9 protein-coding genes are annotated in these 12,850 nt (G+C 70.3%); 2 read left to right on the forward strand and 7 right to left on the reverse strand.

Features of this window, described 5'->3' with window-relative positions; genetic code table 11:
• Nucleotides 1-6 precede the first annotated feature (6 nt).
• The 3 genes from ACFU5M_RS01720 to ACFU5M_RS01730 all read right to left on the reverse strand — a co-directional run bounded on the left by ACFU5M_RS01720 (nucleotide 7) and on the right by ACFU5M_RS01730 (nucleotide 2,431).
• The gene (locus tag ACFU5M_RS01720; protein WP_379042099.1) at nucleotides 7-876 is read right to left on the reverse strand and encodes a fructosamine kinase family protein; all 870 of its coding nucleotides are present in this window, start codon (nucleotides 874-876) and stop codon (nucleotides 7-9) included.
• Nucleotides 873-1,652: a helix-turn-helix domain-containing protein gene (locus ACFU5M_RS01725; RefSeq protein WP_379042101.1), complete on the reverse strand. Its 780-nt coding sequence runs from the start codon at nucleotides 1,650-1,652 to the stop codon at nucleotides 873-875. Before ACFU5M_RS01725 ends, ACFU5M_RS01720 begins: the two co-directional genes overlap by 4 nt.
• A gap of 155 nt (nucleotides 1,653-1,807) precedes the next feature.
• The gene (locus ACFU5M_RS01730) at nucleotides 1,808-2,431 is read right to left on the reverse strand and encodes an antibiotic biosynthesis monooxygenase (RefSeq protein ID WP_379042103.1); all 624 of its coding nucleotides are present in this window, start codon (nucleotides 2,429-2,431) and stop codon (nucleotides 1,808-1,810) included.
• A 422-nt stretch (nucleotides 2,432-2,853) separates the two neighbouring features.
• Between ACFU5M_RS01730 and ACFU5M_RS01735 the strand changes: the two genes are divergently transcribed.
• Nucleotides 2,854-3,084 carry a DUF6480 family protein gene (locus tag ACFU5M_RS01735; protein WP_379042105.1) on the forward strand — a complete coding sequence of 77 codons (231 nt, stop codon included), beginning with the start codon at nucleotides 2,854-2,856 and terminating at the stop codon, nucleotides 3,082-3,084.
• A 68-nt stretch (nucleotides 3,085-3,152) separates the two neighbouring features.
• On the opposite strand, the gene ACFU5M_RS01740 is transcribed toward ACFU5M_RS01735, so the two are convergent.
• The 4 genes from ACFU5M_RS01740 to ACFU5M_RS01755 all read right to left on the reverse strand — a co-directional run bounded on the left by ACFU5M_RS01740 (nucleotide 3,153) and on the right by ACFU5M_RS01755 (nucleotide 11,807).
• Complete coding sequence (locus ACFU5M_RS01740) at nucleotides 3,153-3,992, reverse strand: SDR family oxidoreductase (RefSeq protein ID WP_379042107.1); 840 nt, start codon at nucleotides 3,990-3,992, stop codon at nucleotides 3,153-3,155.
• Nucleotides 3,993-4,055: 63 nt separating this feature from the next.
• Nucleotides 4,056-5,837: a thiamine pyrophosphate-requiring protein gene (locus tag ACFU5M_RS01745; protein WP_379042109.1), complete on the reverse strand. Its 1,782-nt coding sequence runs from the start codon at nucleotides 5,835-5,837 to the stop codon at nucleotides 4,056-4,058.
• Between the two features lie 59 nt (nucleotides 5,838-5,896).
• Nucleotides 5,897-10,531: a cation-translocating P-type ATPase gene (locus tag ACFU5M_RS01750; protein WP_379042111.1), complete on the reverse strand. Its 4,635-nt coding sequence runs from the start codon at nucleotides 10,529-10,531 to the stop codon at nucleotides 5,897-5,899.
• Between the two features lie 82 nt (nucleotides 10,532-10,613).
• A complete protein-coding gene (locus ACFU5M_RS01755; RefSeq protein WP_379042113.1) occupies nucleotides 10,614-11,807 on the reverse strand; it encodes a zinc-dependent alcohol dehydrogenase in 1,194 nt (397 codons plus the stop codon).
• A gap of 398 nt (nucleotides 11,808-12,205) precedes the next feature.
• Between ACFU5M_RS01755 and ACFU5M_RS01760 the strand changes: the two genes are divergently transcribed.
• On the forward strand, nucleotides 12,206-12,817 hold the full coding sequence (locus tag ACFU5M_RS01760; RefSeq protein WP_379042115.1) for a flavodoxin family protein: 612 nt from the start codon (nucleotides 12,206-12,208) through the stop codon (nucleotides 12,815-12,817).
• The last annotated feature ends 33 nt before the right edge of the window (nucleotides 12,818-12,850 follow it).

Below are 12,850 nucleotides of genomic sequence, written 5' to 3' on the forward strand. Positions count from 1 at the left end.
CCGGGATCAGGACGCGAGCGCCGCGGTGGCCGCGGTGAGGGTCTGCGATCGGTAGCCCGCGCCGAACAGCACGACGTGCACCAGCAGCGGATGCAGCTGGTGCAGCGGCATGCGGGTTCGCCATCCGTCGGCGAGCGGATGGGTTTCGTGGTAGGCGGCCTGGATGCGGTCCAGGTGCGGAACACCGAAGAGGGCGAGCATGGCCAGGTCGGTCTCGCGGTGGCCGGCATGCGCGGCGGGGTCGATGAGCATCGCCCGTTCCCGGGTCCACAGGATGTTGCCCGACCACAGGTCGCCGTGGATGCGGGCCGGTGGTTCGGCGGGGCCGGTCAGTTCATCGATGCGATCGATGACGCGTTCGATCAGGTGTGTTCCGTCGGCGCCGAGGTACGGGGCCGCTCGGGCGAGGTAGGGGGCGAGGCGATATTCGGCGTACCACTGCGGCCACGGTCGGCCGGTCGTGATGTTGGGCAGTGGCAGGCTCGCGATCCAGCCCTCCCACGGCGCACCGAACAGCTCGGTTCGGCGGGAGTGCAGCGCGGCCAGTTCGCGACCGAATCGTTCGGCGGCCGCGGGTGTGGGGCCGGTTTCTTCCAGCCACGGCAGCACCAGCATCCGGTCGTCGGCCGCGAGGACCTCTGGCAGCAAGGCCAGGATGCTGTCGCTCGCCGGGCCCGGCGTGGGGTCCCGCAGCCAGGTCAACCCCGCCGCTTCGGCCGCGAAAACGGGTGTCGGCTCGGCCGTCGCCTTCACGAAAAGCGATCTGCCGTCGGCTGATTCGGCGCGGTGCAGCGTCCAGGCGTGGCGGGCGCCGATGTCGGTGACGGTGCGAATGGGCACGTTCAGCAGCGCCGACAGCTGGGCCGCGCGGCTCACCGGGTGCTCGCGGTGAGCCGTTTCATGGTGTCCTCGTCGGCGGGGAAGAACGACTCGATGGCCAGTTCGGCGACGGTGACGTTCATCGGGGTGCCGAACACCGTGGTGACACTGAGAAACGACAATTCGTTCCCGTCGTGTTCGATCCGCAGCGGGACCACCGCCTGGTCTGGTTCGGGGACGGCGAGCTCCACTTCCCCGCCGGGATAGGAGCGCAGTTCCGCGAGCAGATCGGCCAGTTCCGGGGACCCGGTGACTTCGACTTGGCGCGCCAAGCGGGCGAAGATGTGGCCGCGCCACTCGGCGAGGTTGCGGATGCGGCCGGCCATGCCGTCGGGATGCAGGCTCAAGCGCAAGGCGTTCACCGGTGGTGTCACCAACGCCGGATCGATGCCGTCGATGAGCACGGCAACGCCGCTGTTGGCGTCGATCATCGTCCAGTTCTGGTCGATAGCAAGCGCGGGGTAGGGCTGGTGACCGGCGAGGATCTGGCGCATGGCGCCGCGAACGGCGTCCATGGCGGGGGTGTCCAGGCCGGGTTGCGCGTAGGCGGGGGCGTAGCCCGCGGCCAGCAGGACGCGGTTGCGTTCGCGCAACGGAATCTCCAGATGCTCGGACAGGTGCACGATCATGGTCCGGCTCGGGGTGGCGCGTCCGGTCTCGATGAAGCTCAGGTGCCGCGCCGAGGTGTCGGCCCGTCCGGCCAGTTCCAGCTGACTGAGCCTGCGTTCCAGACGCCAGTGTCGCAGCAGGTCACCTGCTGTTGGGGTACTCACGCACCGATCCTACGAACCACCGCAGGACGTCGCCATTACCTCTCGGGTAAGTGACACCGGTACTCGCCGGTCGCGGTGGGGCGCCACCGATCACCCGGTGCGCGACGCGGGATACCCGGCCGGAAGCTCGTGTTCCGGCCGGATCTCGCGTGCTTTCACGCCATTTCGGGTACGCGCAGATGCGCGAAGGCCAGATCGAACTCCCCCACCTCCAGGACGTTGGCACCCACCCGTTGGGTCGCCATGGCCCTGATCTGATTGGTCTGCTCGCGGCTGTCGTCCATCGCCTGCCGGTTCTCCCACACCGTCGCCCCCACCGCTCGGCCACTGTCCCGGTCGATCAACAGGCTCGCGCTGCAGAATCCGTCGAGCATCTCCGTCTGCGGCAGCACTTCGGTCTTGAACATGTCGGCCAGCCGGTCGACCTGGCCCGGATCGACCTGTACCCACGTGCAGCGAGTGCAGGCACTTTCACCGGCCGGATGATCACGATGCATCACCGCGATCTCCCATTCCTCCACGCGCTCCGCCCGCCCGCCGAGCCGCCGGGCCATGCCCTCGCGCAGTTGCTGGACGCGTCCTCTGCTGGCATGCAACGCCTCCTCGGTCTCCCACGACGTCGTGGCGATGCAGCGTCCCGTCGACCGGTCGGCCATCAAGGACAGACCGACCCACCCCTGGATCTCGGACAGATTCGGCATCAGTTCGTCACGCAGATATGTGAGCCCGTCGTCCATCGACGACGGCTGTGCCGCGATGGTGCTGGAACGTGCGTACACAGGCCACCTCCCACTCGGTCGGGGTGGCGCCCCGGTGGCACCACCGGACATACTCACCTTCCTCCAGCCCGCGCCCGCACGCAATGCCTCGGCTACTGTCCGGTTACCCGACGCCGCGGCGTCCGATGGCCCGGACGCACCAACGCCGCGCGACAGCTCCGGGAGGGTTCGCGATGCGGTGAGTTCGGTCGGCGGTATCGGCGATCGCGGCGACGTCGAGCGTCGCGACCGGAGCTGACCTGCGAGTAGCTGGGCGCTTGCCGATTGGGCGCGCTGATACCGGGTAGGACCCGAGCATGGAACTGTTGGTGATTCTCGCACTCGCGGTGCTGGTCGGCGCCGTGATCCTGTATCGAAAGAGGACCGGTAAACGGCCCGGCGCACCCGAGGTGCCGGGCAACGATGGCGAGTAGGGAGCGGCTATGAGCGCGATGGACCCTGATCCCGCGAAAACTCCGGATCTGGAACCGGGCGGCGGGGTGGCGCCGGGCGCAACGCCCCCGGACACCCCGCAGACCTCCGGGCTGTCGGCGCCGGAGCCCAGTACCCGGCACCACTTCCCGGTCACCGGGGTCATGGCGATGCTCGTCGGGGCGCTGGTGGTCCTGCTGTTCCTCGCCGTGGCAGTCGGCATCGTGGTGTCCATGCTGTGACCTGTCCCCGCTGACGGTCGGCCGGATCAGGATCGCGGCCGACCGGGCGGGTCATCGTGCGCGAAACGTCACAGGATCGGCCTGCCGCCGGTGACCGCGATACGAGCGCCGGAGACGTAGCTGCCGTCGTCGGAGGCCAGCATGACGTAGGTCGCAGCCAGTTCGGCCGGTTGACCGGCGCGGCCCAACGGGGTGTCGTCACCGAAGTGCGCGACCTTCTCGACCGGCATGGTCGAGGGGATCAGCGGGGTCCAGATCGGTCCCGGCGCCACGCTGTTGACCCGGATCCCCCGTTCGCCCAGCAGCTGCGCGAGGCTTGCGGAGAAGTTCGCGATGGCGGCTTTGGTCGCGGCATACGGGGCCAGGGTCGGCGAGGGCATGTCGGAGTTCACCGAAGAGCTGCCGATGATCGACGAGCCCGCCGGCATGTGCGGCAGCGCCGCCTTCACCAGATAGAAGTAGGCGTTGATGTTCAGTGCGACGGTGTGCTCGAATTCCTCGTCGCTGATCTCCTCCAGTGTCTCGTGCGTCATCTGGAAGGCCGCGTTGCTCACCAGAATGTCGATCTTCCCGAATTCCCGCACCGCCCGATCGATGACGGCGCGGCAGTGAGCGGCCTCGGACAGGTCGCCGGGCACCAGAACGGCTTTGCGTCCGGCCCGCGTCACCAGGTCGGCGACTTCCTTCGCGTCCTCGTCCTCGTCGAGGTAGGAGATCAGCACGTCCGCGCCCTCGCGCGCGTAGGCGATCGCCACCGCCCGTCCGATCCCGCTGTCCGCGCCGGTGATGACGGCGGCCTTGCCGGTCAGTTTGCCCGACCCGCGGTAGCTGTCCTCACCGCAGTCCGGCACCGGGGTCATCCTCGACTGGATACCGGGAACCTCTTGCTGCTGCTCGGGGAATCCCATATCGGTGTCCTCCTTCTCCGTCGACCACATCCTGTTCGGTCATCGGGCACTCGTTCTTGTCGGCTACGGAATGAATTCCTGGAGCTTGGTTTTCGCGCCCTGCGCGATCAGATGCCAGGCGTCGGGGTCGCCGCGCAGCACGGCTTCGGCGGTGTCCTTCATCTGATCCCAGGTGGCGTGCGGCGGAATGGGCGGCACGTCGGGGTCGCAATGCACGTCGAGCACCACCGGTCCGTCGGCGTGCAGGGCGCTGTCCCAGGCCGGCCCGAGTTCCTCGGGTGTCCGCACCGTGATGCCGGTCAGCCCCGCGCTGCGGGCGACCTCGGCATAGGAGACGTCGGGAAGAGACTGCGACTGTTCGAATTTCGGCGCGCCGCCCATGGCGCGCAGCTCCCAGGTGACCTGGTTGAGGTCGTTGTTGTGGAAGACGCACACGACCAGGCGCGGGTCGCTCCAGCGTGGGCGGTAGCGGGCGATGGTGAGCAGTTCGGCCATCCCGTTCATCTGCATGGCGCCGTCGCCGACCAGCGCGATCGCCGGCCGGTCGGGGTGGGCGAACTTGGCGCCGATGGCGTAGGGCACACCGGGGCCCATGGTCGCCAGCGTCCCCGACAGCGACCCGCGCATCCGCCCGCGCAATCGCAGGCAACGGGCATACCAGTTGGTGGAGGACCCGGAATCCGCGGTGACGATGGCGTTGTCGGGAATTCGCTCGGACAGTTCCCACACCACCCGCATCGGATTGACCGGGTGGGCGTCCAGCAGGGACTGGCGTTCGATGGTCTGCCACCAGCGGGCGACGTTCTTCTCGATCTTCTCCCGCCAGCTGCGGTCTTCCTTGCGCCGCACGAGCGGAATCAGTTCCGCCAATGTGGATCTCGCGTCGCCGACGAGGTTCACCTCGGTCGGGTACCGCATGCCGATCATGGTGCCGTCGATATCGATCTGCACCGCCCGCGCCTGCCCGAATTCGGGCAGGAACTGGCTGTAGGGGAAGTTCGATCCGACGATCAGCAGGGTGTCGCAGTCGCGCATCAGTTCGTAACTGGGCCTGCTGCCGAGCAATCCGATCGCTCCGGTGACGAAGGGCAGATCGTCGGGCAGCACGTCCTTGCCCAGCAGAGCCTTCGCCACGCCCGCGCCGGTGCGTTCGGCGAGCTCGACGACCTCCTCGGCGGCCGAGCGGGCGCCCTGCCCGATGAGAATCGCGACCTTGGATCCGGCGTCGAGCACCTCCGCGGCGCGCCGGATGTCCTCGTGCGCCGGTATCACTCGCGCCGAAGCCTGGCCGGGCGGGCTCGACGGCACCTGTTTGAAGGCGTGCTGTGGTGGCTCGTAGGGCTCCTCCTGCAGGTCCGACGGCAGGATCACCGCCGTCGGAGCCCGGCGCGCGATCGCGACCCGGAAGGCGCGGTCCAGCGCGTTGGGCAGCTGGCTCGCGACGTTCACCTCGACCAAGTAGTCGGAGGCGACGTCCTTGAACAGGTTCTGCAGATCGACTTCCTGCTGATAGCTGCCGCCCATCGCGCTGCGCGCGGTCTGCCCGACGATCGCCACCACGGGGACGTGATCGAGTTTCGCGTCGTACAAACCGTTGAGCAGATGGATCGCCCCCGGCCCCGAGGTCGCGGTGCACACGCCCACCTTGCCGCTGAATTTGGCGTATCCGGTGGCCTGGAACGCCGACATCTCCTCGTGGCGGGCCTGGATGAACGCCGGATTGTCGTCCGCGCGGCCGAAAGCGGCGATCAGACCGTTGATCCCGTCGCCGGGATAACCGAAGACCTGTTCGACGCCCCATTCCCGCAGACGTTGCACGACGTAGTCACCGACCTGTTGAGCCATAGGGGTCCTCCTGTCCTGTGCCGGTGGCAGGGTCCGTCGCCAGGCGGGTACCCGGGCGGTCAGGCGCCAATCAGCGCACCGTCGCCGCTGGGCGGTTGCGGCTGCGGCAGCAACCGCGGAAGCAGCACGGCGGCGGCGGTGGCGGTCGTCGCGCAGGTGGTCGCGATCCCCCAGCCGACCGGATCCAGCGGGCGGCAACCGAAATAGGTGCACAATCCCGGCGTCATCACCACCGCGCCGAGCACCGCGCCACTCGCCGCCGTGGTCAGCCACACCAGCGGGCTGCGGTAACCGGAGACCAGCGTCTGGCCGAGCTGAGTCCCGATCAGCGCGACCAGACCGATGGTGGCGGCGCGCCGCTGCGTGCCGGTCACGCGGCCGAGGGTCCACGCGACCGACGCGCTGGTGGCCGTGGCGACACCACGGACACCGAGCGTGCGCAGCAGATCCGTGCCCAGCTGCGCACGTGGGAGTTCGGCCAGTCGCTCGGCCGCCCGCTCCGCCTGAGCCTGCGGATCGTCGGTGTCGTCGGGATCGACCGCGTCCCCGTCGCGCGACAACGCCAGCGCCATGGCGGGGAACATGTCGGTGAGCATGTTCACCAGCAGGAACTGCCGGGTCCCCAGCGGGGCCTGGCCGCTGACGGCGGTGCCGTACAGCGTGAAGGCCACTTCGCCCGCGTTGCCGCCGACCAGCACGCCGACGGCGTCGGTGACGCGCTGCCACATGCCGCGCCCTTCGACGAGGGCGTGCAACAGCACGAGCGGGTCGGGGTGGGTGAGCACCATGTCGGCGGCATTGCGCGCGGCGATGGAACCCTGTGCGGCCAAACCGATTCCGACGTCGGCGGTGCGGATCGCGGCGGCGTCGTTGCTGCCGTCGCCGGTCATGCCGACCACGTGGCCCGCGCGGCGCAGCGCCGCCACGATGCGCACCTTCTGTTCCGGATCGACGCGGGCGAAGACCGTGCCCTGTTCGATCAGCTCGCCCTGCGCGGTCTCGTCGAGGCGGTCGAGGTCCGCGCCGGTGACGACCTCGCCCGCTTCGATGCCGAGCTGGCGGGCCACCGCCGCCGCGGTCACCGGGTGGTCGCCGGTGATCATGCGCACACTGATGCCGTTGCGCTGCAACGCGTTGACCAGCGGCAGCGTCTGCGGGCGCGGAGCGTCGGCGAGTCCGAGGAAGCCGAGCAGGGTGAGTTCGACGACCGCGGCCTCGACGTCGTCGGGTTCGGTGGGCAGGTCGCGCCGGGCGACCACCAGCACCCGCAGGCCCTGCTCGGCGAGATCGCGCACCGCCCGTTCGGCGCGTTCGCGCATGTGCCCGTCGAAGGGGTGGTCGGTGTCGTTCACCCGCACCCGGGTGCAGCGCGACAGCACCACTTCGGGTGCGCCCTTCGCGATCAGCCGCAGTTTGCGGGCGGTGTGGCCGAGGGTGGCGGCGTAGCCGCGATTGGATTCGAACGGGATCTCCTCGATCGGATCCCACTGGCGCGCGTCGTCGCCGAGCACCTCGGCCGCGGCGTCGACCACGGCGCGATCGGTGGCGTGCGCGATCGGTCCCTCCGTGGGATCGGGGCAGGCGCGGGCCGCGGCGCGCAGCAGACGGTGCGTGTCTTCGGAGCCGGCGCCCGGGGACCACTGGTCGTCGAGATCGGCCAGGGTGGTCAGGCGCAGCCGCCCCTCGGTGAGCGTGCCGGTCTTGTCGAAACACAGGGTGTCGACCCGGCCGAGGGCCTCGACGGTGCGGCTGGCGCGCACCAGCACGCCGTGCCGCGACAGTCGACGAGCGGCGGCGAGCTGAGCGACCGTGGCCACCAGCGGCAGTCCTTCGGGCACCGCGGCGACCGCGACCGCCACGCCGTCGGCGATGGCAGTGCGCAGGGGCCTGCCGCGTAGGATGCCCAGCCCGGTCACGACGCCGCCGCCGGTCAGGGTCAGCGGCAGGGCACGGTCGGTCAAGCGGCGCAATTGCGCTTGCACACCGGCTTTTTCGGGCGGGATGGCTCCGGCGGCGGCACGGCCGGCCTGGGTGTCGTGCCCGACGGCCACGACGATCGCCCGCCCGGTCCCGTTGACGACGGTGCTGCCTTCGAAGACCATGCAGGCGCGATCGGCCACCGACGTGCCCGGGGTGGCGGGGACCTGCTTGTCGACGGTGATCGATTCGCCGGTGAGGCCGGATTCGTCCATCTCGAGGTCGTCCGCGCGCAGCAGCCGCGCGTCGGCGGGCACCACGTCGCCGGCACGCAGCACGATGACGTCGCCCAGGGTGAGCAGGTTCGCCGGCGCCCGGTGTTCGCGCGGTTCGCCGGCGTCGAGTTCGGCGCGCTCGATCACCCGGGCAGTGAGCTGCTCGCCTTCGAACAGCCGATGCAACGCGCCCTCGGCGCGCTGCCGCTGCCACGCGGACACCAGCGCGTTCACTGCGAGCACCGACGACAGCAGCAGAGCGTCCGACGGCGCGCCGAGCACGGCGGTGGCGACCGCGCCGACACCGAGGATCGGGGTGAGCGGATCGGCCAGTTCACGGCGCAGCTGGCCCGCGAACGACACCGCCGAGGCGAGCACGTTCGCCCCGGGGAGGCGGGCGGCGGTGCTCGGCTGGGTTCGCTCCTCCACCGGAACGGGCCGCGGCAAGCGGCTCAGCACCTCGCCGGGTTCGAGAGCGTGCCATGGCAGCAACGGGGCCAGGGTGGCCGGTGGCTCGGTGCGAGCCGTACGCCATCCGGTGTAGGCGCCGGTGAGCAGACCGGTGTAGTGGGCGGCGGTCATGGGTGAGGCGCGGCCCGCGCTGTCCGGGGCGACAGCCAGCAGCAGCCCGCCGAGCGCGGCCGCCGACAGGGCAAGCGAGCGGCCGCGTTCGCTCACTCGGCGGGCCGGGGCGATGGCGGCGAGGACGCGGTGCGCTTGTCCGAGATCGCGGCAGACCGCGTCGGCGGTCCAGGGCATCTGCAGCGCGTTGTCTTCCCGCACCGCCAGACCGATTCCGACATCGGCGAAGGCCAGTGCCCTGTGCGCGCGCGGGCTCAGCACCGCGACGACGTGACCGTCCTGTTGCAGCGTGCGCACCCGCTCACTGAGCGAATGGGAGGAGGAAACGAATTCGTCGGCCATCGACCGTAGTTCGGCGGCGTCGGCGCCCGCGGCGAGGGTGACGCGCAGTCCCGCGCTGCGCGCCCGGCTCAGCAGCGCGTGTGCCCGCCGGTCGAGTTCGCGGCCGATCAGCACTCGTCCGACCGGTTTTCCGTTGTCGTGGAGTTCGCGCCACACGGGGCGAGGTGTCACGCCGTTATCGGGTTTCCCGGTCGCGGGGTGCACCAGTGTGCGGTGGCCCCCCGACGACAGGTAGCGATCGGTGTCGTCGGGCTGGGTGTCGTCGTCCTGGTTTTCGCCGGCCTCTTGCTCCCACAGCAGGCGCTGGCCCGCGCTCCACACATCGGCGACCGACCATCTCTGGTCGGTCGTTTCGGCGTCGAGTACCAAGCGGCGCGCGGTCAGTAGCGACTCCCCGTCGATGACCAGTGCCGACAGTCGGTCCAGCCGCCGCCAGACCCGCGGGTGCAGCGTCAATACCCCCGCGCGGCCCAGCACCGTGGAGACCAGGGCGCCATAGGCCTCCCGGCTCGCCCGCGCCGCCTTGGGAGCGCCGAGTTCCAGCGCGTCGGCGGCGCCGAACAGGCCGCGACCGCCGAGAACGGAGGTGACCGCGCCTACCAGCGCACCCGCCGCCGTTTCGTCGGCGACCCGTTCGATCGGTCCCTGCGGCATCTCGACCACGCGGGTGGTTGGGGACAGCGGATCGCACACTTCCGCCGGGCGGCGGTCGATCTCGGTCTCCCAGTTGCGCCACTGCGCGTACCTGGTCATCGACTCGGTCAGGGTGAAACCGCGGTGGACTGCGTCGATCACGAGATTCGCCGTGCCCGCTGCCGCGCTGTTGCCCAGCGCGTTGCCGATGGCGTTGGCCGTGGTGAGCACCACATCCGTGCGTGGACGGCCGAGCTGGTCCTCCAGCCGTTTACGGAGACGGGGCTGGGTGTCGATGAAGGCTGCCGCCGCGCGCAGCACCCGGGCGGGCCCGCGCAACGGCAGCACCGCGCCCACCGCCGACAACCCGATCGCCCCCACATCGCCGGCGACCTGGATGGCGGCGGCCAGCACCGGTTCCCGATCCCCGGGATGCTCGCAGCCGCGGCTCCAGTCCAGGTCTCCGACCGCGGTGTCGGTCTCGACGGACTCGATCGCCGACACCAGGGCGGGCAGATCGGCCGCGCCGTGCTCGAGCGCGGCGACGACACGGCCGGTCACCGCGTTCACCCGCCACCAGCGCACGTCGCGGCGCCGGTCCAGGGTCCGGTGCAGCGCCTGCGTGACGTCTCCGCTCTTACCGGAGTCCAGGCCGCGCACCTCGACGGTGGCCCGGTCCTCGTAGAGCGCCACGCGGCGGCGGGAACGCAGCGCATGCGGATCGATCAGCGCCGCCAGCTCGTCGCGCAACTCCTCGTCGCGTCCCAAGTTCAGCAGCGACGCGCCCGCCCGCGCGCCCGCGGCCACCGCCTGCACCGGCGCCAGTGCCGCTTTGGTTCCCAGATCGACGACCTTCTCCACACCGGCGCGGGCCATCTCCGCCGCCACGGAGGTCGGCGCCTCGAGCCACCACGGTGAGACGACTCCGCGTAGTAAAAAGCTCATACCCGGCAGCTACCCAGGCAAAGACAGAGCAAACCGTCCCGGCCGCGGTCTCGGACGACCTCGGCCGGGCCCGGAGCGCCGGTCAGTTCGTGGCCGTGGGGTCCAGAACCACCTTCACCGCACCGTCGGTCTTCTGCTGGAAGATGGCGTAGCCTTCCGCCGCGTCGGTCAGCGGCAGACGATGGGTGGCGAAGGTGTCCACGCCGAGCGGGTCGCCGTCGCGCAGCAGCGGCATGATGTCCTCGACCCACCGTTTGACGTTCGCCTGGCCCATCCGCATCTGGATCTGCTTGTCGAACAGCACCCGCATCGGCAGCGGATCGAGCATGCCGCCATAGACGCCGATCACCGAGATCGTGCCGCCCCGACGGACGATGTCGATCGCGGAGTTCAGCGCCGCGAGCCGGTCCACGCCCGCGGTGTCCATCACTTTCCGGGCCACCGGATCGGGCAGGAAGGCCGCGGAGCGCTGGGCGGCGGACGCGATCGGCGAGCCGTGGGCCTCCATCCCCACCGCGTCGATCACCGAGTCGGTGCCGCGGCCGTCGGTCCAACCCCGGATGATGTCGCCGACCGGCTCGTCGACCGCGCTGAGGTCGATCACCTCCACACCGCGCGCGGCCGCTCGTGCCAGCCGCTCGGGCACCCGGTCGACACCGATGACGCGATAGCCGCGATGCGCCGCGACCCGGCAGGCCATGTCCCCGATCGGGCCGAGGCCGAGCACGGTCACCGATCCGCCGTCGGGCACCGCGGCGTATTCCACCGCCTGCCAGGCGGTGGGCAGCACGTCGGACAGGTACAGGAAGCGGTCGTCGGCCGGTCCCTCGGGCACCTTGATGTGGGTGGCGTCCGCGTGCGGCACCCGCAGATACTCGGCCTGGCCACCGGGCACCTGCCCGTAGAGCTTGGAGTAGCCGAACAGGGCCGCGCCGCAGCCGTACCTGCGGACCTGCGTCGTCTCGCATTGGGTGGGCAGGCCGGTCCGGCACATGTAGCAGGCGCCGCAGCTGATCTGGAACGGGATGACGACGCGGTCGCCGCGCGCCAGTCCGGTGACGGCCGAGCCGGTCTCGACCACACGTCCCATGGGTTCGTGGCCGAGGACGTCGCCGTTGCTCATGTAGGCGCCGAGCACTTCGTACAGGTGCAGGTCGGATCCGCAGATTCCGCTGGAGGTGACCTCGATGATCGCGTCCGTCGGGGCCTCGATCCGAGGATCGGGCACCGTTTCCACGGCAACTTTACGTCGCCCTTGCCAGGTCACTGCCTTCATCCGCGCGCTCCTCCGGTCGAAGTCGATACAGTCCCCGTCCTACCCGGACGCCTGGTCGCGAAACGACCGGTGACCGGGTTCGCTCTGCCGCGGGCGGGTAGAGGCGCGGGCCGGAAAGAAGACCGCAACGCCCGGACCTGGCGCGCCGGGCCTGCGGTGACTGCCTCACCTGGACAGGTGTCCGCCGACGGGATCACCGCCGATGTCTCGCGGCGGATGCCGTCGGCGTCGGTCCTGCCCCGGCGACGCATCGCGGAGCGCGGTAGGCGGATCGTGGCGCCGCCGCGGGAGACCGACCCGGCGGATGCTGTCAGCCGAGGTGCGCCTGATGTGTGCCCCCGCTGATCGGGGGTAGGCGGACTGAACCGATACACATTGTGAATCAGGAGGTTTCCTTCATGGCCGGACCGACCGCCCTCGCGCTGGTGTGCACGTTGAAGAAGTCGCCCGCCGAATCCAGCAGCGACCTCATCGCCCGCCAGGTGCTCGACGAACTGGCCGGGCACGGCGTGCGGGGCACGGTGCTGCGCGTGGTGGACTACGACGTGCTGCCCGGAGTCACCGCCGACGAGGGACCCGGCGACCAGTGGCCCTCGATTCGCGAGCAGGTCGCGGCGGCCGACATCCTGCTGATCTCGACCCCCACCTGGGTCGGGCACATGTCGTCGGTGGCGCAACGGGTGCTGGAGCGATTGGACGCCGAGCTGTCCGAAACCGACGACGCGGGCCGTCCCGCGATGGTCGGCAAAGTCGCCACCGTCGCGGTGGTCGGCAACGAGGACGGAGCGCACAAGATCGTCGCCGATCTGTATCAGGGACTCAACGACATCGGATTCACCATCCCGGCGCAGGGCTGCACGTACTGGAACGACCAGGCCATGGGCGGCACCGATTATCGAGATCTCGACTCGGTGCCGAAGGCGGTGGCCTCGGCCACCGCGGCGCTGGCCGGCAACGCCGCCCACCTGGCCCGCCTGCTGGGCGACCAGCGATACCCGCCCGTCGGCTGAACCCCGGCACGATCGCGCCGACACCTCCCCCGG

Origin of the sequence: Nocardia sp. NPDC057455 (assembly GCF_042802775.1) — a bacterium.
GTDB lineage: Bacteria > Actinomycetota > Actinomycetes > Mycobacteriales > Mycobacteriaceae > Nocardia.